At 61.8% G+C, this 26682-nt stretch carries 23 protein-coding genes and 1 pseudogene; 14 read left to right on the top strand and 10 right to left on the bottom strand.

Translation table 11 applies throughout. The features are described 5' to 3' along the window. Positions 1 to 11 precede the first annotated feature (11 nt). From BLO97_RS07510 to BLO97_RS07495, 4 genes are read right to left on the bottom strand one after another with little or no spacing between them, the layout of a single operon-like run. Entirely contained in the window at positions 12 to 539 is a 528-nt protein-coding gene (locus tag BLO97_RS07510) for a pilus assembly protein PilP (protein WP_063323303.1), read from the bottom strand. Continuing rightward, entirely contained in the window at positions 536 to 1159 is a 624-nt protein-coding gene (gene pilO, locus BLO97_RS07505) for a type 4a pilus biogenesis protein PilO (RefSeq protein WP_092222313.1), read from the bottom strand. The genes BLO97_RS07510 and pilO overlap by 4 nt, the downstream gene beginning before the upstream one ends. Next, positions 1156 to 1722, bottom strand: coding sequence for a PilN domain-containing protein (locus tag BLO97_RS07500; RefSeq protein ID WP_092222311.1), 567 nt, complete (start codon positions 1720 to 1722; stop codon positions 1156 to 1158). Before BLO97_RS07500 ends, pilO begins: the two co-directional genes overlap by 4 nt. After that, the gene (locus BLO97_RS07495) at positions 1722 to 2786 is read right to left on the bottom strand and encodes a pilus assembly protein PilM (protein ID WP_092146785.1); all 1065 of its coding nucleotides are present in this window, start codon (positions 2784 to 2786) and stop codon (positions 1722 to 1724) included. Before BLO97_RS07495 ends, BLO97_RS07500 begins: the two co-directional genes overlap by 1 nt. 208 nt (positions 2787 to 2994) lie before the next feature. On the opposite strand from BLO97_RS07495, the gene BLO97_RS07490 reads away from it, so the two are divergent. Further along, entirely contained in the window at positions 2995 to 5439 is a 2445-nt protein-coding gene (locus tag BLO97_RS07490) for a penicillin-binding protein 1A (protein WP_170862058.1), read from the top strand. Between the two features lie 223 nt (positions 5440 to 5662). Here BLO97_RS07490 and BLO97_RS07485 read toward each other — a convergent pair whose 3' ends face one another. From BLO97_RS07485 to rpmE, 3 genes are all read right to left on the bottom strand, one after another. After that, positions 5663 to 6931, bottom strand: a complete 1269-nt coding sequence (locus BLO97_RS07485; RefSeq protein ID WP_092146789.1) for a malic enzyme-like NAD(P)-binding protein — start codon at positions 6929 to 6931, stop codon at positions 5663 to 5665. 184 nt (positions 6932 to 7115) lie between these two features. After that, complete coding sequence (locus BLO97_RS07480; protein WP_092345462.1) at positions 7116 to 7898, bottom strand: thermonuclease family protein; 783 nt, start codon at positions 7896 to 7898, stop codon at positions 7116 to 7118. 41 nt (positions 7899 to 7939) lie between these two features. Beyond that, positions 7940 to 8164: a 50S ribosomal protein L31 gene (rpmE, locus tag BLO97_RS07475; RefSeq protein WP_003196965.1), complete on the bottom strand. Its 225-nt coding sequence runs from the start codon at positions 8162 to 8164 to the stop codon at positions 7940 to 7942. A 289-nt stretch (positions 8165 to 8453) separates the two neighbouring features. Between rpmE and BLO97_RS07470 the strand changes: the two genes are divergently transcribed. The 10 genes from BLO97_RS07470 (at position 8454) to BLO97_RS07425 (ending at position 21454) form a co-directional block, all read left to right on the top strand. Continuing rightward, positions 8454 to 10673: a primosomal protein N' gene (locus BLO97_RS07470; RefSeq protein ID WP_092345460.1), complete on the top strand. Its 2220-nt coding sequence runs from the start codon at positions 8454 to 8456 to the stop codon at positions 10671 to 10673. 176 nt (positions 10674 to 10849) lie between these two features. Then, entirely contained in the window at positions 10850 to 12586 is a 1737-nt protein-coding gene (gene argS / locus BLO97_RS07465) for an arginine--tRNA ligase (RefSeq protein WP_092345458.1), read from the top strand. Between the two features lies 1 nt (position 12587). Then, the gene (locus BLO97_RS07460; protein WP_063323312.1) at positions 12588 to 13283 is read left to right on the top strand and encodes an SPOR domain-containing protein; all 696 of its coding nucleotides are present in this window, start codon (positions 12588 to 12590) and stop codon (positions 13281 to 13283) included. Positions 13284 to 13577: 294 nt separating this feature from the next. Continuing rightward, positions 13578 to 14108 (top strand): ATP-dependent protease subunit HslV, encoded by a 531-nt coding sequence (hslV, locus tag BLO97_RS07455; RefSeq protein WP_003196958.1) that lies wholly within the window; start codon positions 13578 to 13580, stop codon positions 14106 to 14108. A 56-nt stretch (positions 14109 to 14164) separates the two neighbouring features. Then, positions 14165 to 15502, top strand: coding sequence for an ATP-dependent protease ATPase subunit HslU (hslU, locus tag BLO97_RS07450; protein ID WP_063323313.1), 1338 nt, complete (start codon positions 14165 to 14167; stop codon positions 15500 to 15502). A gap of 186 nt (positions 15503 to 15688) precedes the next feature. Next, positions 15689 to 16066 carry a gamma-butyrobetaine hydroxylase family protein gene (locus BLO97_RS07445; protein ID WP_063323314.1) on the top strand — a complete coding sequence of 126 codons (378 nt, stop codon included), beginning with the start codon at positions 15689 to 15691 and terminating at the stop codon, positions 16064 to 16066. Positions 16067 to 16344: 278 nt separating this feature from the next. After that, positions 16345 to 18024 (top strand): class II poly(R)-hydroxyalkanoic acid synthase, encoded by a 1680-nt coding sequence (gene phaC / locus BLO97_RS07440; protein ID WP_092222305.1) that lies wholly within the window; start codon positions 16345 to 16347, stop codon positions 18022 to 18024. A gap of 98 nt (positions 18025 to 18122) precedes the next feature. Then, the gene (gene phaZ / locus BLO97_RS07435) at positions 18123 to 18977 is read left to right on the top strand and encodes a poly(3-hydroxyalkanoate) depolymerase (RefSeq protein ID WP_072344981.1); all 855 of its coding nucleotides are present in this window, start codon (positions 18123 to 18125) and stop codon (positions 18975 to 18977) included. 112 nt (positions 18978 to 19089) lie between these two features. Beyond that, positions 19090 to 20772, top strand: a complete 1683-nt coding sequence (phaC, locus tag BLO97_RS07430; protein ID WP_063323317.1) for a class II poly(R)-hydroxyalkanoic acid synthase — start codon at positions 19090 to 19092, stop codon at positions 20770 to 20772. Positions 20773 to 20833: 61 nt separating this feature from the next. After that, a complete protein-coding gene (locus BLO97_RS07425; protein ID WP_092146795.1) occupies positions 20834 to 21454 on the top strand; it encodes a TetR/AcrR family transcriptional regulator in 621 nt (206 codons plus the stop codon). A gap of 207 nt (positions 21455 to 21661) precedes the next feature. On the opposite strand, the gene BLO97_RS07420 is transcribed toward BLO97_RS07425, so the two are convergent. The 3 genes from BLO97_RS07420 to BLO97_RS07410 all read right to left on the bottom strand — a co-directional run bounded on the left by BLO97_RS07420 (position 21662) and on the right by BLO97_RS07410 (position 23526). After that, on the bottom strand, positions 21662 to 22552 hold the full coding sequence (locus tag BLO97_RS07420) for a phasin family protein (protein ID WP_092345456.1): 891 nt from the start codon (positions 22550 to 22552) through the stop codon (positions 21662 to 21664). A gap of 10 nt (positions 22553 to 22562) precedes the next feature. Next, positions 22563 to 22985: a phasin family protein gene (locus BLO97_RS07415; RefSeq protein WP_003196940.1), complete on the bottom strand. Its 423-nt coding sequence runs from the start codon at positions 22983 to 22985 to the stop codon at positions 22563 to 22565. 265 nt (positions 22986 to 23250) lie between these two features. Further along, complete coding sequence (locus BLO97_RS07410) at positions 23251 to 23526, bottom strand: polyhydroxyalkanoic acid system family protein (RefSeq protein WP_092146798.1); 276 nt, start codon at positions 23524 to 23526, stop codon at positions 23251 to 23253. Positions 23527 to 23681: 155 nt separating this feature from the next. Between BLO97_RS07410 and ubiE the strand changes: the two genes are divergently transcribed. The 3 genes and pseudogenes from ubiE (at position 23682) to ubiB (ending at position 26677) form a co-directional block, all read left to right on the top strand. Beyond that, positions 23682 to 24452, top strand: coding sequence for a bifunctional demethylmenaquinone methyltransferase/2-methoxy-6-polyprenyl-1,4-benzoquinol methylase UbiE (gene ubiE, locus BLO97_RS07405; RefSeq protein ID WP_003196937.1), 771 nt, complete (start codon positions 23682 to 23684; stop codon positions 24450 to 24452). After that, positions 24452 to 25076: pseudogene (locus tag BLO97_RS07400) on the top strand (SCP2 domain-containing protein). The gene ubiE and the pseudogene BLO97_RS07400 overlap by 1 nt, the downstream one beginning before the upstream one ends. Continuing rightward, entirely contained in the window at positions 25073 to 26677 is a 1605-nt protein-coding gene (gene ubiB, locus BLO97_RS07395) for a ubiquinone biosynthesis regulatory protein kinase UbiB (protein ID WP_092345454.1), read from the top strand. The pseudogene BLO97_RS07400 and the gene ubiB overlap by 4 nt, the downstream one beginning before the upstream one ends. Positions 26678 to 26682 lie beyond the last annotated feature (5 nt).

Genomic DNA, 26682 nt, shown 5'->3' with positions numbered 1-26682 from the left:
TTCGAATTCCACTATGAATGCTCTTTCAAAGGAATGGTCCGTGGTCGCTCCAGCCAGGCACCCTCGCCATCGGGAACGATTTCGACCACATCGACCTGGGTGGCACTGATGCTGACGATCCGCCCGTCGTTGCGCCCCAGATAGTCACCGACCTTGAGCCGATGCACCCCGCCCGCGCCCCGCAGGAGCGCGAAGGAGCCACTGACATTGGAGATCGTACCGACCATTTCGAACTGCTCGATGTTGAAGCCTTCCAGGTACTGTTTGACCCGGTTCGGGTCGGGCCGGACATTGCGCGAGCCCCGCTGCCGTTCAGCCTGGTCCACGCGAACCTGCCGGGAAAACGGGCTGCGCAGGTTGGCGGCACTGTAGGTAAAGGTTTCGTAGGGCCTGAACGTCGGCGTCGGCTCGATCTTGCCGGGTGGCCGCAGACGCACTTCGTTCATGTAGGCGTCCAGGTCGCTGAAACCGTTGTCGTTATCGCAGCCCGCCAGCGCAACCAGGCCTGCCAGCAGGCAGATACGACACAGCGGCCTCATGGTTGCGCCTCCTGCTCGTTGTACCGGTAGGTCTTGGCCTGGATGCTCATGCGCAGCTTCGCGCCGGCCTCGGGCTCCATCGGTGCGATCTCGAAATCGTGCAGCGTGACAATCCGGGGCAGCCCCGCCACCCCACTGACGAACGTCGCCAGGTCGTGGTAGCCGCCGGTCACGGTGATCTGGATCGGCAACTCGATGTAGAACGGCTGGGTGACTTCCGGCAGCAGCTTGATTTCCTCGAACTCCAGGCCACTGCCCAGGCCGGTGCGAGTAATGTCTTCCAGCAGGCCTGGCACTTCGGTATCGCTAGGCAATTGCCGCAACAGCACACCAAAAGACATTTCCATCTGCTTCATCTGCTCGGTGTAGCGCTCCAGGTTCGCAGCCATGTGGGCCTTGCCCGCGAATTGCGCCTTGAGGGTGTTTTCTTCCTCGCGCACCTGCTGCAACTGGTTCTCCAAGTCGCTCAAGGCAAAGTTATAGCCCAGCCCCAGCACCAGGACCACCAGCAGGACACCCGCCAGCCACTTGATCGGCGCAGGCCAGGAACCGATGTTGTTGGTGTCCAGGTCACTGAGATCGATCTTGCGCAATGCGTCGAACCACTCCCCTGGCTTCATTGGGCGTCCTCCGCATCGGCCGGGCGAGTCTGGCGAACCGTCAACTGGAAGACGTTGGCCTGGTCGAGCTGCCCAGCGGTGGTGGCCTTGACCTCCGTCAGGCTGGGCGTGTCGAACAGGTCCGACGAGTCCAGGTTGCGCATCAGGTCCGAAACCCGGTTGTTCGATTCCGCGGCCCCCTTGATCAAGAGCGTCCGGTCTTCCATCTTCACTTCAGTGAAATACACCCCGTCCGGCAGGGTCCGCACCAATTGGTCGAAGATGCGCCCGCTGACCGGCCGGTTACCTTGCAAGTCCTGGATGATGCGCATGCGCTCCACCAATTGCTGGCGACGGGCCTTCAATTCGCTGATCTGCTTGATGCGTTCGTCCAGCACGGCGATCTGCTGGGAGAGATGGCTATTGCGAGCGACCTGATGGTCGATGGCGCTGTCGAAGTACCGGACCGCGACCAGGACCACGCCGACCGCACCGACCAGCGCCCCCACCAAGGCCAGCAAAAAGCGTTTACGCCGTTCTTCACGCAGCTCTTCGCGCCATGGAAGCAGGTTGATCCGCGCCATCAGTCGAAACTCCTGAGGGCCAGCCCACAGGCAATCATCAGTGCCGGCGCATCACCGGCCAGGGCGCCGGCATTGACCTTGCTGCTCAGGGCCATGTTGGTAAAGGGGTTGGCCACCTGGGTCGGCGTGCCCAGGCGCTGCTCGATCAGCCGATCCAGGCCGGCGACCGAAGCCGTGCCCCCGGCCAGCAAAATGTGGTCCACCGCACTGTACTGGCCCGAGGCGAAGAAGAACTGCAAGGACCGCGAGACCTGCTGTACCAGGGCCTCGCGAAAAGGTTGCAGCACTTCGCTGAGATAGTCGTCCGGCAGGCCACCCTGCTTCTTTGCCAGGCCGGCCTGTTCGGGTGTCAGGCCATAGCGACGCTGAATTTCCTCGGTCAGTTGGCGACCGCCGAACAATTGTTCGCGGGTATAGATGATGCGCCCGTTGTGCAGCACGCTAAGGGTGGTCATGGTGGCGCCGATGTCGACAACCGCCACAGTCAGCCGTTCCTGAGAGGCAGCCAGTTGCTTGGCGAGCAGGCCGAAAGCACGCTCCAGCGCATAAGCTTCCACATCGACCACCCGGGCCGTCAGCCCGGCGAGCGCCAACGCGGCCTCGCGGACCTCGACGTTTTCCTTGCGGCACGCCGCCAGCAGCACTTCGACGCGCTCGGCACTGCGTGGCGAAACACCCATGACTTCGAAATCAATGGCCACCTCATCCAGGGGATAGGGGATGTATTGATCGGCCTCGATCTTGAGCTGGTTTTCCATGTCATCGTCGGACAGCCCGGCGTCCATCTCGATGGTCTTGGTGATCACCGCCGAACCCGCAACGGCCACGGCCACGCCACGCAAGGGCGTCCTGGCCTTGGCCAACAGGCGCGACAACGCCTGCCCCACCCCTTCGAGCTCGGCGATGTTCTTCTCGACCACGGCGTTGGCTGGCAACGGTTCGACCGCGTAGGACTCGACGCGGTATCGATCGCCCTGGCGGCTCAACTCCAGCAGCTTCACCGACGTCGAACTGATGTCGATCCCCAGAAGCGCATGGGTTTTTTTATTGAAGAGTCGTAGCACTACCAATTCCCTATGACTATCCGTGAGTTACGGACTCTCTAATATGCATTGCGTTCAATCACACCGGTCCGACGGACGTCCGGATGGCATTCCCGACGAAAAAAAATGCTTATAATGCCCAGCGTTTTTTTTCGCTTTGTTGCAAGCACGGGTCCATCCCAGCACCTGGCGCCTTCTTCATTCTTTGCCTGGATATCCAAAAGCCTTGATTCGTCTGCTGAAATTTTTCGGATGGTCCATCGTCGCCGTTTTCTGCGGACTGCTCTTGGGCCTGAGCGGTGCCTTTCTTTACCTTAGTCCGGGATTGCCGTCCGTGGAGGCGCTGAGAAGTATTCAGTTGCAGATTCCTTTGCGGGTGTACAGCAGCGACAACAAATTGATCGCCGAATTTGGCGAAATGCGCCGCACGCCGATCCGTTTCGCCGACATTCCCCCCAATTTCATCAATGCGTTACTAAGTGCTGAAGACGATAACTTCGCCAATCACTACGGCGTCGACCCGGGCAGCCTGATGCGCGCCGCCAGCCAGTTGATCAAGAGCGGCCACATCCAGTCCGGCGGCAGCACCATCACCATGCAGGTGGCCAAGAACTTCTTCCTGACCAGCGAGCGCAGCTTCTCGCGCAAGACCACCGAGATCCTCCTGGCCCTGCAAATCGAGCGGCAACTGACCAAGGATGAAATCCTCGAGCTGTACGTGAACAAGATTTACCTGGGCAACCGCGCCTACGGCATCGAGGCGGCGGCGCAGGTGTATTACGGCAAGTCGATCCGCGACGTGAGCCTGGCACAGATGGCGATGATTGCCGGCCTGCCCAAGGCACCCTCGCGCTTCAACCCGCTGGCCAACCCGGCACGCAGCAAGGAACGTCGCGACTGGATCCTGGGGCGCATGTATAAGCTCGGCAAGATCAGCGAGGCCGACTACACCGCCGCGATCAATGAACCGTTGAACGCCAGCTACCACGTACCGACCCCGGAAGTGAACGCCCCGTACATCGCCGAGATGGCCCGTGCCGAGATGGTTGGGCGCTATGGCAGCGACGCTTACACCGAAGGTTTCCGCGTGACCACCACGGTGCCGAGCAACTTGCAGGAAATGGCCAACACCGCGCTGCACGAAGGCTTGATGACCTACGACCAGCGCCACGGCTATCGTGGCCCTGAATCGCGCCTGCCGGGCAAGACCAAGGAAGCCTGGGCCCTGGAGCTGACCAAGCAGCGCACCATCAGCAGCCTGGAGCCGGCGATTGTCACGTCGGTGGACAAGGACGGCATCAAGGTGCTGACCCGTAACGGCGAACAGGAGGAACACGTGGCCTGGGACACCATGAAATGGGCCCGGCCGTTCCTCAATACCAACAGCATGGGCGCCAACCCACGGCAACCGTCCGACGTTGCCCAGGTCGGCGACCTGATCCGCGTCCAGCGCCAGGCGGACAACACGCTCAAGTTCAGCCAGATCCCGGCCGCCCAGGGCGCCCTGGTGTCCCTCGACCCGCAGGACGGAGCCATCCGCTCATTAGTGGGTGGCTTCGCCTTCGAGCAAAGCAACTACAACCGCGCGTTGCAGGCCAAGCGACAACCAGGCTCGAGCTTCAAGCCTTTCGTCTACAGCGCCGCCCTGGATAACGGCTACACCGCCGCCAGCCTGGTGAACGACGCACCGATCGTGTTCGTCGATGAATACCTGGACAAGGTCTGGCGACCGAAGAACGACACCAATACGTTCCTTGGCCCGATCCGCCTGCGCGAAGCGCTGTACAAGTCCCGTAACCTGGTATCGATCCGCCTGCTGCAGGCATTGGGCGTGGACCGCACCATCGACTACATCAGCAAGTTCGGCTTCAACAAGCAGGACCTGCCGCGCAACCTGTCCCTGGCCCTGGGCACCGCGACCTTGACGCCGATGGAAATCGCCACCGGCTGGAGTACGTTCGCCAACGGCGGGTACAAGATCACTCCGTACATCATCGACAAGATCGAAAGCCGCAACGGCGAGACGCTGTTCGTCGCCAACCCGCCACGCGTTCCCACGGGTGAGCAGGCCAGCGATGGCCTCGCCGCCCCATCCACCGAGACATTTACGGTCAATGCGACGCCGGGCGAAGCCACCACGGCCCCAGGCCTGCCCCAGGCGCCCGCCATCGCGGAACGCATTGTCGATGGCCGCACCACCTACATCCTCAACAGCATGCTGCAGGACGTGATCAAGCTCGGCACCGGCCGTCGCGCCCTGGCCCTGGGCCGCACCGACCTGGCGGGCAAGACCGGTACCACCAACGAATCCAAGGACGCCTGGTTCTCCGGCTACAACGCCGATTACGTGACCACCGTCTGGACCGGTTTCGACCAACCCGAAAGCCTGGGTCGCCGCGAGTTCGGCGGTACCGTGGCGCTGCCGATCTGGATGAGCTACATGGGCGCCGCCCTCAAGGACAAGCCGCCGCACACCCAGCCGGAGCCGGAAGGCATCCTCAGCCTGCGGGTCGATCCGGTCAGCGGCCGAGCGGCCACGCCGGGCACCCCGGGTGCGTACTTCGAACTGTTCAAGAGCGAAGACACCCCGCCATCGGTCAACGAGCTGGGCAATGGCGTCGCACCGGGCAGCCCGCTGCCAGCGGACGAAGCGGCGCCGATCGATCTGTTCTAAGCAACAACAGCACACCAACCTGTGGCGAGGGAGCTTGCTCCCGCTCGGTTGCGCAGCGACCGCAAGTTTTTGGGGCCGCTTCGCAGCCCAGCGGGAGCAAGCTCCCTTGCCACAGGTTATCTGGCTTCCCTGAAGAACCATGTCGCCCCAGACAATTTCCGCAGGACAATAAAAAACCCCGACTCGCAAGAGCCGGGGTTTTTCGTTGAAGCGCTACAACGGCTTAGCCGTTGAACACATCATCCACGCTCTTGAGCGGGTAGTTCTTCGGATACGGCAGGGTGGCCACGCCAGTCTCGATGGCGGCCTTGGCCACGGCGTCGGAGATCAGGGTGATCAGGCGGGCGTCCATTGGTTTCGGGATGATGTACTCACGACCGAATTCCAGCTTGATGCCGCCGTAGGCGTCGCACACTTCCTGAGGCACCGGCAGCTTGGCCAGTTCGCGCAGGGCGTTGGCGGCCGCGACTTTCATTTCTTCGTTGATGCGCTTGGCGCGAACGTCCAGGGCACCGCGGAAGATGAACGGGAAGCCCAGTACGTTGTTGACCTGGTTCGGGTAGTCCGAACGGCCGGTGGCCATGATCACGTCGTTGCGAGTGGCGTGAGCCAGTTCCGGGGCGATTTCCGGGTCCGGGTTCGAGCACGCGAACACGATTGGGTTCGGCGCCATGCGCAGCAGGTTTTCCGGGCTCAGCAGGTTCGGACCCGACAGGCCGACGAACACGTCGGCACCGTCCAGCGCGTCCGCCAGGGAGCGCTTCTCGGTCGCGTGGGCAAACACGGCCTTGTACTGGTTCAGGTCGTCACGGCCGGAGTGGATCACACCGGTACGGTCGACCATGAAGATGTTTTCGATATTGGCGCCCATGCTCACCAGCAACTTCATGCAGGAGATGGCCGCAGCGCCAGCGCCGAGGCAGACGATCTTGGCTTCCGGCAGGGTCTTGCCGGCGATTTCCAGGGCGTTGATCATGCCGGCCGCAGTAACGATCGCGGTGCCGTGCTGGTCATCGTGGAATACCGGAATGTCGCACTGTTCGATCAGGGCGCGCTCGATCTCGAAGCACTCAGGTGCCTTGATGTCTTCCAGGTTGATGCCGCCGAAGGTGATGGAGATGCGCTTGACGGTGTCGATGAAGGCTTGCGGGCTCTCGGAATCGACTTCGATGTCGAATACGTCGATACCGGCGAAGCGCTTGAACAGCACGCCCTTGCCTTCCATGACTGGCTTGGAAGCCAATGGGCCGAGGTTACCCAGGCCGAGAATCGCGGTGCCATCGGAAATGACTGCAACCAGGTTGCCTTTACCGGTGTATTTGTAGGCCAGTTCAGGGTCGCGAGCGATTTCGCGGACTGGTTCGGCTACGCCGGGGCTGTAGGCCAGCGACAAGTCGCGAGCAGTAGCGGTGGCCTTGGTGAGCTCGACACTCAGCTTCCCTGGACGAGGATTAGCGTGATATTCGAGAGCGGCAGTTTTCAGATCAGACATGTGGGCATTCCGCTTTTTACTGTGTTGGACAGACGGACCGCCGAGGATACGCGCCTCGCAAAGTCCCCACAAGACTGACCAGTCACTGCTGTCAAGCGCCCTGCCCTACGACTTTGGGCCAAGAGCCACGAAACACAAGAGCCACATGCATACAATCCACTGACAAAATGTCTACAATTTTTTCTTACAACACCGCTTGCAGCATGGCAGGATCGGTCAGCGGCAACATCCATCGCGCCTGCCCAGCCTTGTGGCCGCCGCGTCGGGCGCGATCGACGACCCAGCCACGGGCCTCGATTTTTCGGCCCTTTAGCCGCTTCAGGGCCGAGGCGTCGAAGCGTCTTTGCACACCGGGCGCGATGTGCAAGACAACTGCCCCCTGCAATTCAATCCAGATGCCACCGCGATTGCGCTGCACGTTTTCGACACGTCCGCTCATCAGCACAAAACCGGGCGCATTGATTTGCTCCGCTCGCACGATGGGCGATTTTTTCCAGAGGCCGGATCCGGCTTGCCGCGCATGACGTTCAGCCATTTGCTGGCATCTGACCAGGTCGACGTTCGGCGCGACCGCCACCAGAAACCCCAGCCCCTCGGCAATCAACCGTTCCTCGAGGTTCTCGCCCTGGGCGTTGTAGACATGGGCCAGTGTGCGACCGTAATCATCGTGGTCATCCTTGCCAGGCAACACGCCCACCCGGCCATCACTGGCGGCTACCAGGGCTTCGAGTCGCTGACGCGCCGCCACGGCGAACGGTTCGTCGGCGCGGCCTCGCTTGCCCAGTTCAGGGCTGTTGAGACCGATCATCCGAATGCGCCGGCCATCCTCCAGGTACAAGGTATCGCCGTCCACCACCCGTTGCACCGCCACTTGGGGCAGGTTGCCGGGCGAAGGACAGGACGCCTGGGCACCACCGAGGCAAATCGCGGACACAAAAAAGGCGCCCGCAAGGGACGCCTTTTTCATCAGTCTGGAGCGGTCGGGACGACCATCCAAAATGATCAGCCTCAGGCTTTTGGAGTAACTTTGCCGAAAGCACCGAAACGATCGGCGAACTTCTGAACACGACCGCCGGTATCCAGAGTCTTTTGCTTGCCGGTGTAGAACGGGTGGCATTCGTTGCAAACGTCGATCGCCAGGGCTTTGCCGTAGGTCGAACGCGTTTCGAACTTGTTGCCGCAGCTGCAGGTTACGGCAATTACTGGGTATTCCGGATGGATATCGGTTTTCATGCTGTTTTCCTCAGGCTAGCGTGCCGCCACCCAACACTATTGTTGAATACCGCACGTAATTAGGCCGCGGATTCTACCAGACAACATCAATCACGCAAGCTATGACTTGTACCAACCGTCTGCTAGGCTCGCGGCCTCAAGCACAATCCCTGTGAGAGAGAGCTTGCTCGCGATAGCGGTGGGTCAGTTGCAGTGATGCTGGCTGTGCCACAGCCATCGCGAGCAAGCTCGCTCCCACATTGAATCGTGTTCAGCCTTGCGAACTTGTCCGCCTATCGAGATCCCCCGCGTGCCCGACGCCATCCTGCGCCTCGCCCTGCCTTCGCCGCTGCGCCGCCTGTTCGACTACCGCGCCCCGGCCGGAGCCCTGCGCGCCCAGTTGCAGCCGGGCATGCGCCTGCGGGTGCCGTTCGGCCGGCGGGAGATGATCGGCATCCTGGTGGAGGTCACCGACCACAGCGAGGTCCCGGTCGACAAGCTCAAACCAGCCCTGGCCCTGCTCGATGCCACGCCACCACTGCCCGCCGCGCTGTTCAAGTTGTGCCTGTGGACGTCCCAGTATTACCAGCACAGCCTCGGCGACACCCTGAGTTGGGCGCTGCCGGTGCTGCTGCGCCAGGGCGAACCGGCCGAGGCGCGCCAGGAGCGGTTCTGGTCGGTGGCGCCCGGCGCCTCGCTGGACGATCCACGCATCGCCCGCGCCCCGCGCCAGCGCGAGGCCTTGGCGACCCTGGCCCAACATCCCCACGGCGTGGCGCACCAATTGCTGAGCAAACTGATGCTCAGCAAGGACAGCCTGGACCTGTTGCTGGCCAAGGACCTGGTCCAGGTGGAAGTACGCAGGCATGCCCCCGGCGCCCGCCATGAACATTGGCTGGCCCAGCCGGAACTGCCGCTCAACGCCGAACAGCGGGCCGCTTGCGAAGCGATTCGCGCAGGTTTCGACAGTTATCACGCCTTTCTCCTGGCAGGTGTCACCGGCAGCGGTAAGACCGAGGTCTACCTGCAACTGATCCGCCAGACGCTGGAGGCCGGCAAGCAGGCGCTGGTGCTGATTCCGGAAATCAACCTCGGCCCGCAAACCCTGGCGCGCTTCGAACAGCGCTTCAACGCCCGGATCGCCCTGGTGCACTCAGCGGTCAACGACCGCGAACGCCTGGAGGCCTGGCTCGCCGCCCGGGACGGCGAGGCCGACATCATCATCGGCACCCGCTCGGCCCTATTCACGCCAATGAAGAACCCCGGCCTGATCATCATCGACGAAGAGCACGACGGTTCCTATAAACAGCAGGAAGGCCTGCGCTACCACGCCCGCGACCTGGCGCTGGTGCGCGCCCGCCAGGAAAACATTCCCATCGTGCTCGGCTCGGCAACCCCGTCGCTGGAAAGCCTGCACAACGCCTATACCGGTCGCTACGGCCTGCTGCGCCTCAATGAGCGGGCCGGCGGCGCCAAGCAACCGCGCTTCCTGCGCCTGGACGTGAAAAGCCGCCCGCTGGACAGCGGTATTTCCGGGCCGATGCAGCAAGCCATCGGCCAGACCCTGGCTGCCGGGCAACAGGTCCTGGTGTTCCTCAATCGCCGCGGTTTTGCCCCGACCCTGTTGTGCCACGACTGCGGCTGGATGTCTGGTTGTGAGCGTTGCGATGCGCGGATGACCGTGCATCAACGCCATGGCGAGTTGCGTTGCCACCATTGCGGCCACGTCGAGCGCGTGCCAAGGCATTGCCCGCAGTGCGGCAAAGTGGACTTGCGCCCGGTCGGTGCCGGCACCGAACGCGCCGAAGAACGGCTGGGCATCCTGTTCCCCGATTACCCGGTACTGCGGGTGGATCGCGACAGCACTTCGCGCAAAGATGCGATGAACCAGTTGTTCGCAACGATCCAGAAGGGCCAGCCGTGCATCCTGGTGGGCACGCAAATGCTCGCCAAGGGGCACCACTTCCCACGGGTCACGCTGGTGTCGATCCTCGACGCCGATGGCGGACTGTTTTCCGGTGATTTCCGCGCCAGCGAGCGCATGGCACAGTTGATCGTCCAGGTCGCAGGCCGGGCCGGGCGGGCCGAGGAGCCGGGCAAAGTGATCATCCAGACCCACCTGGCCGATCATCCGTTGCTGATCCAACTGACCGAGCAAGGTTATTTCGCCTTCGCCGAACAGGCCTTGAGTGAACGGCGCAGCGCCGGCCTGCCGCCGTTTGCACACCTGGCGCTGTTGCGGGCTGAAGCTCACAAGCCGGGGCAGGCCGAAGCGTTCCTTGATGAAGCCTGCAGCGAGGCCGAGCGTTTGCTGGCGCAGCAGAACCTTACCGGTATCGAACTGCTCGGCCCGGTACCGGCGCCGATGGAGCGGCGGGCGGGGCGCTATCGAGCCCAGCTTTTATTACAAGCCAATGCCCGGGCGCCGTTGCATCGGCTATTGAGCGCCTGGCTACTGGTGCTGGAGCAGATGCCCAGCGGACGGGCAGTGCGCTGGTCGCTGGATGTGGATCCGGTGGATTTGTACTGAATGGACCGCAAGCCGGCCCCCTGTGGGATCGCGTGCCTCCAGGCCAGCAAGAATAGTCACCACACATCCCCAACCGACCCGCTACAGTTGGCAAGCTCGTCCGGGCCACGGATAATGCCCAGTTTTTCCACCAGCGCATCGAAGCGCCGCCGCGCCTGCGGTTGAAAGAGAAGACCATGAAAGACACCATTCGCCAGCTCATCCAGCAAGCCATCGCCCAACTCGTCACTGAAGGTGTGCTGCCAGAAGGCCTGTCGCCGGCGATTCAGGTCGAAAACACCCGCGACAAGACCCACGGCGACTTCGCCAGCAACATCGCGATGATGCTCGCCAAGCCGGCCGGCATGAAACCGCGGGACTTGGCGGAGAAAATCATCGCCGCGCTGCCGGCCGACGAGAACGTCAGCAAGGCCGACATTGCCGGCCCCGGGTTCATCAATTTCTTCCAGAACACCCAGGCCCTGGCCTCGCGCCTGGACGCGGCCCTGGCCGACGAGCGCATTGGCGTGCGCAAGGCCGGTCCGTTGCAGCGCACCGTGGTCGACCTCTCGGCGCCCAACCTGGCCAAGGAAATGCACGTCGGCCACCTGCGCTCGACCATCATCGGCGACGGCGTGGCGCGGGTCCTGGAGTTTCTCGGCGACACCGTGATCCGTCAGAACCACGTTGGCGACTGGGGCACCCAGTTCGGCATGCTGATGGCCTACCTTCAGGAAAACCCCATTACCAGCGATGAACTGTCGGACCTGGAGAACTTCTACCGCGCCGCCAAGCAACGCTTCGACGAGTCGCCCGAGTTCGCCGACCGTGCCCGGGGCCTGGTGGTCAAGCTGCAAGCCGGCGATGCCGAGTGCCTGGCGCTGTGGAGCAAGTTCAAGGACATCTCCCTGTCCCACTGCCAGAAAATCTACGAGTTGCTGAACGTCAAATTGACCATGGCCGACGTGATGGGCGAAAGCGCCTACAACGACGACCTGATCAACGTGGTCAACGACCTCAAGGCCAAGGGCATGCTGGTGGAAAGCAACGGCGCCCAGTGCGTGTTCCTCGACCAGTTCAAGACCGCCGATGGCGAGCCGTTGCCGGTGATCATCGTCAAGGCCGATGGTGGCTATCTCTACGCCACCACCGACCTGGCAGCCGTGCGCTACCGTAACAGCGTGCTCAAGGCCGATCGGGTGCTGTACTTCGTCGACCAGCGCCAGGCTCTGCACTTCCAGCAAGTGTTCGAAGTCGCACGCCTGGCCGGTTTCGTGACCCATCCAATGGAGATGGAGCACATGGGCTTCGGCACCATGAACGGCGCTGACGGCCGCCCATTCAAGACTCGCGACGGCGGCACGGTGAAGCTGATCGACCTGCTGACCGAAGCCCAGGACCGCGCCTACACCCTGGTCAAGGGCAAGAACCCCGAGCTGGCCGAAGACGAACTGCGCAAGATCGCCAAGGTCGTGGGCATCGACGCGGTGAAATACGCCGACCTGTCCAAGCACCGCACCAGCGACTACAGCTTCAACTTCGACCTGATGCTCAACTTCGAAGGCAACACCGCGCCGTACCTGCTGTACGCCTACACCCGCGTGGCGGGGGTGTTCCGCAAGCTCGGCAAAAGCTTCAATGAAGTGGACGGCCAGATTGTGCTCCAGGCCCCTCACGAACAGGAGCTGGCGGCGAAGCTGGCGCAGTTCGGTGAAGTGTTGAATAACGTCGCCGACAAGGGCACGCCGCACACCCTGTGCGCCTACCTGTACGATGTCGCCGGCCTGTTCTCCAGCTTCTACGAGAACTGCCCGATCCTCAACGCGCAAACCTCAGAGCAAATGCAGAGCCGCCTGCGCCTCGCCGCGCTGACCGGGCGTACGCTCAAGCAAGGCCTGGAACTGCTGGGCCTGGAAACCCTGGAGCGCATGTAAGTTGGCAGCCAAGAAAAAACCTGCACCCAAACGCGGCGCCAGTCGTTACCAGCCTCCAGCCAAAAAACCGATTCCGGGCTGGTTGTGGATGGCCATCGGCCTGACCGTCGGCGCTTTCATTGTGTTTCTGATGAAGCTGGAGCCGGGCCAGGGCGATGACGTCAAGCGCGTCCGGCAAGAGCAGCAGAAAGCCACGCGGATCGCCGAGGCCAACAAGACTCCGCCGAGCCCAACGCAACCGGTGAAGCCGAAGTACGACTTCTACACCTTGCTGCCGGAATCGGAAGTCATCGTGCCGCCCGAAGCCGTACCGGAGAAAACCCTGCCGACGCCGCAAGTGCCCACCACGCCGGTGACCCCGGCCGAAGCGGCGAAGATCGACACCGCTCGCGCCCAGGCGGCCCTGGCCGGCATCACGCCGCCGCCCGCCCCACCGGTGCAGAAAGCCGCGCCGGTGACGAAGTTCTTCCTGCAAGCCGGTTCGTTCCGCAAGGAAGCCGACGCCGACAAGGTCCGCGCGCAGATCATTCTGCTGGGTCAGTCCGTGGCGGTGGAGTCCGGCACCGTGAAGGACGAAACCTGGTACCGGGTACTGGTCGGGCCGTTCAGCAACCGCGAAGAACTGACCAAGGCCCAGAAACAATTGGCCGGCAGCGGTTTCAGCAACCTGTTGTTACAACAACGCCAGAGCCGCTAGGCCAGGCGACACTCCCCCTTGTGGCGAGGGGATTTATCCCCGCTGGGCTGCGCAGCAGCCCCAAAAGCAGCGACCAGATCAATCTGACACACCGCATTTAAGGTTTTAGGGCTGCTACGCAGCCCAGCGGGGATAAATCCCCTCGCCACAGATAATCATTGCCACAGGTATGATTGGCCTGTGAGGCAAGACAAACCGCTCATCCCCTCCCCCACCCCACAGTTGAAAAACCCCGCGCCACCCCCATATGAGTTCCATCCGGGCATTTTCGCCCCGCTGCGTGGAGACTCTCCCTTGACCACCATCGTTTCAGTCCGCCGTCATGGCAAAGTCGTCATGGGCGGCGACGGCCAGGTTTCACTGGGCAACACCGTGATGAAAGGCAACGCGAAGAAAGTCCGCCGCCTGTATCACGGCGAAGTCATCGCCGGTTTCGCCGGGGCCACTGCCGACGCCTTCACGTTATTCGAACGTTTCGAAGGCCAACTTGAGAAACACCAGGGCCATCTGGTCCGAGCCGCCGTGGAACTGGCCAAGGAATGGCGCACCGACCGCTCCCTGAGCCGCCTCGAAGCCATGCTCGCGGTCGCCAACAAGGACGCCTCCCTGATCATCACCGGCAACGGCGACGTCGTTGAGCCCGAAGACGGCCTGATCGCCATGGGTTCCGGCGGAGCCTACGCCCAGGCTGCGGCCAGTGCCCTGCTGAAAAAAACCGACCTGTCGGCTCGTGAGATCGTCGAGACTGCCTTGGGCATTGCCGGCGACATCTGTGTCTTCACCAACCACACCCAGACCATTGAGGAGCAGGACCTCGCGGAATAAGCCTGCCCAGGCGAACCACGCCACGGCCCATTCTTGCTTGAGGACCACCCATTATTATGTCCATGACTCCCCGCGAAATCGTCCACGAACTCAACCGCCATATCATCGGCCAGGACGATGCCAAGCGCGCCGTCGCCATCGCCCTGCGTAACCGCTGGCGCCGGATGCAATTGCCCGAAGAACTGCGCGTCGAAGTGACCCCCAAGAACATCCTGATGATCGGCCCGACCGGTGTCGGTAAAACCGAAATCGCCCGGCGCCTGGCCAAACTCGCCAACGCGCCGTTCATCAAGGTCGAAGCCACCAAATTCACCGAAGTCGGCTATGTCGGCCGCGACGTCGAGTCGATCATCCGTGACCTGGCCGATGCCGCCATCAAGCTGCTGCGCGAACAGGAAATCACCAAGGTCCGCCACCGCGCCGAAGACGCCGCCGAAGAGCGCATCCTCGACGCCCTGCTGCCACCAGCGCGCATGGGCTTCAACGCCGACGCCGCCGCGACCCAGGACTCCAACACCCGCCAACTGTTCCGCAAGCGCCTGCGCGAAGGCCAGCTGGACGACAAGGAAATCGAGATCGAAGTGGCCGAAATGGCCGGCGTCGATATTTCCGCGCCGCCAGGCATGGAAGAGATGACCAACCAGTTGCAGAGCCTGTTCGCCAACATGGGCAAGGGCAAGAAGAAAAACCGCAAGCTCAAGGTCAAGGAAGCGCTGAAACTGGTGCGCGACGAAGAAGCCAGCCGCCTGGTCAACGAAGAAGAGTTGAAGGCCAAGGCATTGGAGGCGGTCGAGCAACATGGCATCGTGTTCATCGATGAAATCGACAAGGTCGCCAAGCGCGGCAATGTCGGCGGTGCCGATGTGTCCCGCGAAGGTGTACAACGCGACCTGCTGCCGCTGATCGAAGGCTGCACGGTCAACACCAAGCTGGGCATGGTCAAGACCGACCATATCCTGTTCATCGCCTCCGGTGCGTTCCACCTGAGCAAGCCGAGCGACCTGGTGCCAGAGCTGCAGGGTCGCCTGCCGATCCGTGTCGAGCTCAAGGCGCTGACGCCGGAAGACTTCGAACGCATCCTCAGCGAGCCCCACGCGTCCCTGACCGAACAGTATTGCGCGCTGCTCAAGACCGAAGGCCTGAACATCGAGTTCACCCCGGAAGGCATCAAGCGCCTGGCCCAGATCGCCTGGCAGGTCAACGAGAAGACCGAGAACATCGGTGCCCGTCGCCTGCACACGTTGCTCGAACGCCTGCTCGAGGAAGTCTCGTTCAGCGCCGGCGACCTGGCGAGCGCCCACAACGAAGCGCCGATCCTCATCGACGCCGAGTACGTCAACAGCCACCTGGGTGAATTGGCGCAGAACGAAGACCTGTCGCGGTATATCCTGTAGGTCACACGCTGTGTGAGCGGGCTCCTGTGGCGAGGGAGCTTGCTCCCGCTGGGTCGCGAAGCGGCCCCAAAAACCCGACTCCGGCGGATTATCGGGAGTCTTTTGGGAGGGCTTCGCCCTCCAGCGGGAGCAAGCTCCCTCGCCACGGATCGCTCATGCAAGGCGTCACGAAACGGACGATCTGCCATGACCAAACTCCCCACCGCCATCAACCTGCACAAAGCCTCCAAGACCCTGACGCTCAAATACGCGCCGGACGAGGAGTATCACTTGCCCGCCGAGTTCCTGCGGGTGCACTCGCCTTCCGCCGAGGTCCAGGGCCACGGCAAACCCATCCTGCAATACGGCAAGCTCAACGTTGCACTGATCAAGGTCGAACCGGCCGGCCAGTACGCACTGAAACTGACCTTCGACGACGGCCACGACAGCGGGCTGTTCACCTGGGACTATCTCTACCAGTTGGCGGTGCGTCAGGAAGACTTGTGGAACGATTATCTTGGCGAACTCAAGGCCGCCGGAAAAACCCGCGACCCGGACGAGTCCGTCGTCAAGCTGATGCTCTAACTCAGGGGCTGGCGCTTTAGGGCGATTTTTCTAGACTCATCTGCTTGAATGCCCGCGCAGCAACGTCAATGACTGGCCTGCTTGCGAAAAAAATTAAACTCGGGTAACCAATGGAGCTGGCAAGTTACCTGCAAAGGAACCGCCGAGTTCCTGGCATACGTTTCCTCATTGGCCCTCGATGCGGAATTAATGGTCACCCGAGCAGCGTACCTGGTATTGGCTGTGTGGCTTCATGGCACGATCCGGGTACTCGTCTGAAGGACAATGGAGCGTCGTAGATGAGCAACAAGAACAACGATGACCTGAAGTATCAAGCCTCGGAAAATACCCTGGGGTTGAATCCCGTCGTCGGCTTGCGCAGGAAAGATCTGCTGGCCTCTGCCCGCATGGTGCTGACCCAGGCCATCAAACAACCGCTGCACAGCGTCAAGCACGTCGCCCATTTCGGCGTCGAACTCAAGAATGTCCTGTTCGGCAAATCCGAACTGCAACCGGCCGGCGACGACCGTCGCTTCGCTGACCCGGCGTGGAGCCAGAACCCACTCTACAAACGCTACTTGCAAACCTACCTGGCGTGGCGCAAGGAGCTGCACGCCTGGATCGACGACAGCAACCTCTCGCCCGCGGACATCAGCCGCGGGCATTTCGTGATCAACCTGATGACCGAAGCCATGGCCCCGACCAACTCGGCGGCCAACCCGGCAGCAGTCAAGCGCTTCTTCGAAACCGGCGGCAAGAGCCTGCTCGATGGCCTGTCCCACCTGGCCAAGGACCTGGTGCACAACGGCGGGATGCCGAGCCAGGTCGACATGGGCGCGTTCGAGGTCGGCAAGAGCCTGGGCGTGACCGAAGGCGCCGTGGTGTTTCGCAACGACGTGCTGGAGCTGATCCAGTACCGCCCCATCACCGAGCAGGTCCACGAGCGACCGCTGCTGGTGGTACCGCCACAAATCAACAAGTTCTATGTATTCGACCTGAGCCCGGACAAGAGCCTGGCGCGCTTCTGCCTGCGCAGCAACGTGCAGACCTTCATCGTCAGTTGGCGCAACCCCACCAAGGAACAGCGCGAGTGGGGCCTGTCGACCTACATCGAGGCGCTCAAGGAAGCGGTGGACGTGGTCACGGCCATCACCGGCAGCAAGGACGTGAACATGCTCGGCGCCTGCTCGGGCGGCATCACCTGCACCGCGCTGCTGGGCCATTACGCCGCCCTCGGCGAGAAAAAGGTCAATGCGCTGACCCTGCTGGTCAGCGTGCTCGACACCACCCTGGACACCGACGTGGCGTTGTTCGTCGACGAACAGACCCTGGAAGCGGCCAAGCGCCATTCCTACCAGGCCGGTGTACTCGAAGGTCGCGACATGGCCAAGGTGTTCGCCTGGATGCGCCCCAACGACTTGATCTGGAACTACTGGGTCAACAATTATCTGTTGGGCAACGAGCCACCCGTGTTCGACATCCTGTTCTGGAACAACGACACCACGAGGCTGCCAGCGGCGTTCCACGGCGACCTCATCGAAATGTTCAAGAACAATCCACTGATCCGTCCCAATGCACTGGAAGTGTGCGGCACGCCCATCGATCTCAAGCAGGTCTCCGCCGACATCTTCTCCCTGGCCGGCACCAACGACCACATCACGCCGTGGAAGTCCTGCTACAAGTCGGCACAGCTGTTTGGTGGCAAGGTGGAGTTCGTGCTGTCGAGCAGCGGCCATATCCAGAGCATCCTCAACCCGCCAGGCAATCCCAAGTCGCGCTACATGACCAGTGATGACATGCCAGCCAAGGCCGAGGATTGGCAGGAGAATTCAACCAAGCACACCGACTCCTGGTGGCTGCACTGGCAGGCCTGGCAGGCCGAGCGCTCGGGCAAACTGAAAAAAGCCCCGACCGTGCTGGGCAACAAGGCCTACCCGGCCGGCGAAGCGGCGCCCGGCACTTATGTGCATGAAAGATAGCTGCAAGCATCAAGCTTCAAGCTTCAAGCGCCTTAACTTGCAGCTTGAAACTTGAAGCTTGATGCTGCTTTTCCACTTCTCCACCCCAGGGCTTGAGCATGCCGCAACCGTACATCTTCCGTACCGTCGATCTGGATGGCCAGACCTTGCGCACCGCGGTACGTCCCGGCAAGCCTCACTTGACGCCGCTGCTGATTTTCAACGGCATCGGCGCCAACCTCGAGCTGGTGTTCCCGTTCATCCAGGCCCTGGACCCGGACCTGGAAGTCATCGCCTTTGACGTACCCGGTGTCGGCGGCTCATCGACGCCCAACCGGCCGTATCGTTTTCCTGGCCTGGCCAAACTCACCGCGCGAATGCTCGATTACCTGGACTACGGGCAGGTCAATGTGATCGGCGTGTCCTGGGGGGGCGCCCTGGCCCAGCAGTTCGCCCATGACTACCCCGAGCGCTGCAAGAAGCTGGTACTGGCGGCCACGGCGGCCGGGGCGGTGATGGTGCCGGGTAAACCGAAGGTGCTGTGGATGATGGCCAGTCCCCGGCGCTACGTTCAACCTTCCCATGTGATGCGTATCGCCCCACTGATCTACGGCGGTTCGTTCCGTCGCGACCCGAGCCTGGCGGCCAGCCATGCGGCCAAGGTTCGTTCGGCGGGCAAGCTCGGTTATTACTGGCAACTGTTCGCCGGCCTGGGCTGGACCAGCATCCACTGGCTGCACAAGATCCACCAGCCGACCCTGGTGCTGGCTGGCGACGATGACCCGCTGATCCCGCTGATCAACATGCGCATGCTGGCCTGGCGCATTCCCAACGCCCAATTGCACATCATCGATGACGGCCATCTGTTCCTGATCACCCGGGCCGAGGCGGTGGCGCCGATCATCATGAAATTCCTGGAGGAAGAACGTCAGCGTGCGGTGATGCATCCGCACCCCTCACCACTGGGCGGCTGAAACCGCCCATTAGCGCCTGGCAGGACGCCGGACCGCGCAGCGACCCGAAACAGCGACTATGTTGTCTGGTTCGGTGTGTTTGTTTTTAGCCTGATGACGAAGGAGTTGACTCATGCGCGACAAACCGGCGAAGGGTTCCATGCCCGCCCCTGCCAGCTTCATCAACGCACAAAGTGCGGTCACCGGCCTGCGTGGCAGGGACCTGCTGTCCACCTTGCGCAGCGTTGCCGTACACGGCTTGCGCAACCCGGTGCACAGTGCCCGGCATGCGCTGAAGCTGGGCGGTCAACTGGGCCGAGTGCTGCTGGGGGAGACCCTGCACCCCACCAACCCCAACGACCAGCGTTTCGCCGACCCCACCTGGCAGCTCAATCCGTTCTACCGCCGCAGCCTGCAGGCCTACCTGAGCTGGCAGAAACAGGTGACGAGCTGGATCGACGAAAGCACCATGAGCCAGGATGACCGCGCCCGCGCCCACTTCGCCTTCGCCCTGCTCAACGACGCCGTTTCGCCGTCCAACACCTTGCTCAACCCGCTGGCGGTCAAGGAGCTGTTCAACTCCGGCGGCACCAGCCTGGTTCGAGGCCTCAGCCATCTGGTGGATGACCTGCTGCACAACGACGGGTTGCCGCGACAAACCACGCCCCATGCCTTTGAAGTCGGCAAGACCCTGGCAACCACCCCTGGCGCGGTGGTGTTTCGCAACGAATTGCTCGAGCTGATCCAGTACCGGTCCATGAGCGAAAAGCAATACGCCAAGCCGTTGCTGATCGTGCCGCCGCAGATCAACAAGTTCTATATTTTCGACCTGAGCCCTTCCAACAGCTTCGTCCAGTACGCCCTGAAAAACGGTTTGCAAGTTTTCATCATCAGTTGGCGCAACCCTGACGTACGCCACCGCGAATGGGGCCTGTCCAGCTACGTCGAGGCCGTGGAAGAGGCCATGAACGTCTGCCGGGCGATCACCGGCGCCCGCGAGGTCAACCTGATGGGCGCCTGCGCCGGAGGCATGACCATCGCCGCCCTGCAAGGCCACCTGCAAGCCAAGCGCCAGTTGCGTCGGGTCGCCAGTGCCACGTACCTGGTGAGCCTGCTGGACAGCCAGATCGACAGCCCGGCCACGCTGTTCATCGACGAGCAGACTCTCGAAGCCGCCAAGCGCCGCTCCTACCAGAAAGGCATCCTCGATGGCCGCGACCTGGCCCGGGTGTTTGCCTGGATGCGCCCCAACGATCTGATCTGGACTTACTTCATCAACAACTATCTGCTGGGCAAGGAGCCGCCGGCCTTCGACATCCTCTACTGGAACAACGACTGCACCCGCCTGCCGGCGGCTTACCACGGCGACCTGCTGGACTTCTTCAAGCACAACCCACTGACCCATCCCGGCGGTCTGGAAGTGTGCGGCACACCTATCGACCTGCAGAAAGTGACGGTGGACAGCTTCAGTGTGGGCGGCATAAATGACCACATCACACCGTGGGACGCGGTGTATCGCTCGACCCTGTTGCTCGGTGGCGAAAAACGCTTCGTGCTCTCCAACAGCGGCCACGTCCAGAGCATCCTCAACCCGCCGGGCAACCCCAAGGCCAACTTCATCGAAAGCGCAAAATTGAGCAGCGACCCACGGGCCTGGTACTACGACGCCAAGCACGTCGAAGGCAGCTGGTGGACCCAATGGCTGGGCTGGATCCAGGAGCGTTCCGGCGCCCAGCACGAAACCCAGATGACCTTGGGCAACGCGAACTACCCGCCTCTGGACGCAGCTCCCGGTACCTATGTTCGCGTGCGCTGAAGCACCTTACCCCACGGCCAGGCGATTGGCCGTGGCATGACTTGATCATTAAGAAGACCGGATGAAAACCCGCGACCGCATCCTTGAATGTGCCCTGCAATTGTTCAACGAAAAGGGCGAGCCGAACGTCTCCACCATGGAAGTTGCCAACGAAATGGGCATCAGCCCGGGCAACCTCTATTACCACTTTCATGGCAAGGAACCGCTGATCCTCGGGCTATTCGAGCGATTCCAGGGCGAACTGGCGCCGCTGCTGGACCCTCCGGCGGACGTGCAGTTGGCGCCAGAAGACTACTGGCTGTTCCTGCACTTGATCGTCGAACGCCTGGCCCAGTACCGCTTTCTGTTCCAGGACCTGTCGAACCTGGCCGGGCGCCTGCCGAAGCTGGCCAAGGGTATCCGCCAGTTGCTCAATGCCCTGAAGCGCACCCTCGCCTCACTGCTGGCGCAGCTCAAGGCCCAGGGTTTGCTGATCAGCGATACCCAGGCCCTGGGGCAGCTGGTGGAGCAGATCACCATGACCTTGCTGTTCTCCCTGGACTACCAGCGGATCCTCGACCGTGAAGGCGAGGTTCGGTTGGTGGTCTACCAGATCATGATGCTGGTGGCCCCGCACCTCCCGCCCGCGACCAAGGTGGCGACTGAGCAACTGGCGTTGCGCTACCTGGAAGAGCATGACTGACGACCAGCAGTGGAAGATCCATTGTGGGAGCGAGCTTGCTCGCGATTGCGGTGTATCAGTCAAGATCAATACTGCTGACCCGCCGCTATCGCGAGCAAGCTCGCTCCCACATTGTTTTCTGGGTGATTTCAAAGTTTGAGATTGACCTGCGTACAAACAAAAACGCCCGACCTTCACAGGCCGGGCGTTTTTGCATGTCCCGCAGAATCAGGACTGGGTGGGAGGCGTCGTTGGAGCCGGCGCTGGAGTTGGCGTGGCGACCGGGGTCGGAGCGGCGGCGGAGTTCGCCGTGCTCGTCGGGGTCGCCGGTTTGGCGGCCGCGGTTGGCGCCTTCGGTGCAGCGGCTTTCGGCGCGGCCGGCTTTTTCACGGCCGGTTTTTTCGCCGCAGCAGGTTTGGCCGCTTTTGCCGCAGGCTTGGCCGCAGGCTTGGCCGCGGGTTTCGCTGCCGGTTTGGCCGCTGCCGTTTTAGCCGCGGGTTTGGCCGCAGGCTTGGCTGCCGCTTTGGCCGCTACCGGTTTGGCCGCCTTGGCAGCAGGCTTGGCCGCAGCAGTTTTAGCCGCGGGCTTGGCTGCTGCTTTCGCCGCAGGTTTGGCGGCGGTTTTTGCCGCAGCCTTGACCAGTGGCTTGGCCGCCGTTTTAGCGGCCGGCTTGGCCGCTGCAGTCTTGGTCGCCACGGGTGCGACTTTGGCGCCGGTGAGTTTTTCGATCTGCTTGGTCAGGGTGTCGACCTTGCTGTGCAGTGCCTTGACTTCATTACGGCTCGGCACACCCAGGCGCGAGATCGCACTGTTCAGGCGCTTGTCGAAAGCCCCCTCCAGTTCGTCCCATTTGCCCAGTGCACGCTCCTTCACGCCACCGATTCGCGACTTGGCGGACTCGGCAGAGTCCTTGGCTGCATCGACTTGTTTGCCGACTGCCGTCTTGGTGAGTTTTTCGGCCTTTTCGCCGTCCTTAACCAGGGACTCGAAGAGCTTGCTGCCGTCAGTGTCGATCTTCGAGTACACGCCTAAACCAGCAAGCCAGATTTTGCGGGAATACTTTTCAATCTTCCCGGCCCACGAGCTGCCCTCTTTTTCTGTGATTTTTTTGCCAGCCATCCCGTTCTCCTTAATGTTTACGCGCGACACGTTCGAGCAATGCTGTCAGCTCATCGAGCTTAGCAGAGAGTGTCTCAACGTCATGTTTAGACGGAATGCCGATACGATTCAAGGCACTTGCAACACGGGCATCGAATACCTTCTCGACTTTATCGAGTTGTACTTCAACCCGGGCCTTGAAAGTATTGACGTCGCTCTTGGCTTCAATCAATTCGCTGTTGGCCGCTTCAAGTTTTCCGGCAATTTTCTTTTTGCCTTTGGTTTCAATAACTTCGCCAGCCTTTACCAACTCCTGAAAGTACTCGCTGCCTTCCTGGCCGACCTTCGTGTAGGCGCCCAGGCCCGCCAGCCAGATCTTGCGCGCGTACGTTTTCACGTCGCTGAGCGTGGAAGATTCAACGTCGGTTTTTTTCTTCAGAATAACTTTGGCCATGGTGCACCTCACTCGAAAATGGTTTGAGGAACTGCCCGCACACGGTCGGGCTCAGGCACAAAGTAGTGACAATAATTAGAAAGGGCACCCTAACAACTGACACATAACCGGATGGCGACCGACTTCATGTGGGAACGGGCTTGCTCGCGAATGCGGTGGACCATTCACTATTGATGTCGACTGATCCACCGCTTTCGCGAGCAAGCCCGCTCCCACAGGAGTAGGTTGTGAACTTGGATGTGTTCCACCCCACCCTTTCGAACAATCAGACCAACGCCTTATCCAACGCCTTTTCGATTTCGCTCTTGATCGTGCCGCTCATGGCCGACATCAACATGCCCAGTTCCACATCGACGCGGATCGAGTCCTCGCCAACATGCACTTCGCCCTTGACCCCGGAACGCTTGAGTTTCAGGGTGTCGCCCTCCCACTGCGGCTCCAGGCCATAGCTATCGGACAACTTCTGCGCCAGCTTGTCGGCTTTCTCTCGTGCCGCTTCCTTGCCCAGGCCATGGGCACGCTCAACCGTTATACGGGCCATCGGGTGACTCCTGTTTTATCGGGACTTGCCTGAACGTTTCAGACCCTGCCTGCGTCAAAACGTCCCGGCGGTCGCCCATCTTACCTTCAGCCTTGCCAAGACAAAGCCCTCCACCGGGATTAGAATGTCCCGCATTCTTTTTTGGTGACCGCGATATGACTGATCAGCGCAAAGGCAGCGATGCCGAACCCACCACTCACTTCGGCTTCAAGAACGTGCCGGAAAGCCAGAAAGCGGAAAAAGTCGCTGAGGTTTTCCACTCCGTAGCCGCCAAGTATGACTTGATGAACGACCTGCTCTCGGGCGGCATGCACCGCCTGTGGAAGCGTTTCGCGATCGAACTGTCGGGCGTGCGCAGTGGTAATCGCGTACTGGACATCGCCGGCGGCACGGGCGACCTGACGAAGAAGTTTTCCCACATCGTTGGGCCGACCGGCCAAGTCGTCCTGGCCGACATCAACGAATCCATGCTCAAGGTCGGTCGCGACCGCCTGCTGGACCTGGGTGTGGCCGGCAACGTCGAGTTTGTCCAGGCCGACGCTGAAAAGCTGCCGTTCCCCGACAACCATTTCGACTGCGTGACCATCGCCTTCGGCCTGCGCAACGTCACCCACAAGGAAGATGCCCTGCGCTCGATGCTGCGCGTGCTCAAGCCCGGTGGCCGCCTGCTGGTGCTGGAGTTCTCCAAGCCGACCAACGCGCTGATGTCCAAGGCCTATGACGCCTACTCGTTCGCCTTCATGCCGCTGATGGGCAAGCTGATTACCAACGACTCGGAAAGCTATCGCTACCTGGCCGAATCGATCCGCATGCACCCGAACCAGGAAACCCTGAAGTCGATGATGGTCGAGGCCGGTTTCGACCGCGTGACCTACCACAACATGACCGCAGGCATTGTCGCCCTGCACCGCGGTATCAAGCCCTGATGCTGCTCACCGGCCTGCTTGCCAGCGTTGAACTCGGCCTCAACCGGGTGTTGCGCCTGGACAGCACGGCGCTCGCGCGCCTGGCGCACTTGAGCGGCAAGGTGATTGCCGTGGACTGCCGCAGCCCGACGTTGCGGTTGTTCATCCTGCCCAGCGACGAGGGCCTGATGCTCGCTGCGCACTGGGAGGCCGAGGCCGACTGCACGCTGCGCGCACCGGCGTCGAGCCTGCTGAACCTGGCCCTGGGCAAGGACAAGACCGCGGTGCTGCACAGCCCCGACGTGGAGCTCGACGGCGACAGCGGCGTACTGCTGGAGCTGGCGGCGATTCTTCAGGACCTGGAACTGGACTGGGAATACGAAGTGTCTCGCTGGATCGGTCCGGTGGCGACCCAATTGCTCAGCGGCCATTTGCGCAGCCGCAGCCGCTGGTATCGGCAAGGGTTCGCCAGCCTGGGGCAGAATCTGAGTGAATACCTGGCCGAAGAATCGCGTACCCTCGTAGGCCAACGCGAAGCACAAGCCCGTTTTAATGAACTGGACCAGATCAAACTTGACCTGGAACGTCTCGAGGCGCGTTTCGAGCGCCTTTCCCGATCCCTTGAAACCAAGCGATAACGCATGAAGCTGCTTGCCGTCCGCCGTTTGTTGCGCATCCAGCGCGTCGTGATCCGCTACCGCCTCGATGACCTGCTGTTCGCCCTGCCGCTGCCCTGGTTTCTCCTGGCCCTGCGCTTCGTGCTGCCGTGGCGCTGGTTTCCCCGGCGAACGCTGGACTTGAGTCGCGGTGCGCGCTTGCGCCTGGCCTTGCAGGACCTGGGGCCGATTTTCATCAAGTTCGGGCAAATTCTTTCGACCCGTCGCGACCTGTTGCCCGAAGACATCGCCGATGAACTGATGCGCCTGCAAGACCGCGTGCCGCCGTTCGATTCCAAGGTGTCGGTGGCGCTGATCGAGGAACAACTGGGCAAGAAGATCAGCGAAGTCTTCAGCCGTTTCGACGTCGAACCCCTGGCCTCGGCCTCCGTCGCCCAGGTTCACGCCGCACAACTCAAGAGCGGCGAAGAAGTGGTGGTCAAGGTCATCCGCCCGGGCCTCAAGCCGATCATTGCCCAAGACCTGGCGTGGCTGTTCATCCTCGCCCGCGCCGCCGAGCGGTTGTCAGCCGATGCCCGCCTGCTGCACCCGGTGGACGTGGTCCAGGACTACGAAAAAACCATCTACGATGAACTTGACCTGCTGCGCGAGGCCGCCAACGCCAGCCAGTTGCGTCGTAACTTCGAGGGCTCCCCTCTGCTCTATGTGCCGCAGGTCTATTGGGACTGGTGCCGGCCGAAAGTATTGGTGATGGAGCGTATCTACGGCATCCAGGTCACCGACCTGGCGACCTTGGCCGACCAGCGCACCGACATGAAGATGCTCGCCGAACGCGGCGTGGAAATCTTCTTCACCCAGGTGTTTCGCGACAGCTTCTTCCACGCCGACATGCACCCAGGCAACATCTTCGTCAGCACGGTGCAGCCGTGGAGCCCGCAGTACATTGCCATCGACTGCGGCATCGTCGGTAGCCTGACCCCTGAAGACCAGGACTACCTGGCGCGTAACCTGTTCGCCTTCTTCAAGCGTGACTACCGTCGCGTCGCCCAGCTGCACATCGATTCAGGCTGGGTGCCGGCCGAGACCAAGCTCAACGAATTCGAAGCGGCGATCCGTACCGTGTGCGAACCGATCTTCGAAAAACCGTTAAAAGACATTTCCTTTGGCCAGGTACTGATGCGCCTGTTCCAGACGGCGCGACGCTTCAACATGGAAGTCCAGCCACAGTTGGTGCTGTTGCAGAAAACCCTGTTGAACATCGAAGGCCTCGGCCGCCAGTTGTACCCAGACCTCGACCTGTGGAATACCGCCCAGCCGTTCCTCGAACGCTGGATGCGCGAGCGCGTCAGCCCCAGAACCTTGCTGGGCAACGTGCAAAGCCAGCTCGAGCAGCTCCCGCACCTGGCCAACATGACCCGCGACCTGCTCGAACGCATGTCACAGCCCCACGCCCACGACCCGGCGCCCCCGTGGCAACGACGCAAGGACGATTGGCTGTTGCGCCTGCTGGGCGCAGCTCACCTGGGTGGCGGCGCCGTGCTGGCGACCGGCGGGCCGCTGAGCCAGCTGGGTCACTGGCCCGCCGGTATCATGATGGTGGTCGGTCTGTATCTGGTCGTTCGCCGATAGCAGGA

The sequence above is a fragment of the Pseudomonas sp. NFACC05-1 genome (genome assembly GCF_900100135.1).
GTDB classification, from domain to species: Bacteria; Pseudomonadota; Gammaproteobacteria; order Pseudomonadales; family Pseudomonadaceae; genus Aquipseudomonas; species Aquipseudomonas fluorescens_Q.
The sequence above is the reverse complement of the archived record's forward strand: the minus strand, read 5'-3'. Positions and strand labels throughout refer to the sequence as shown.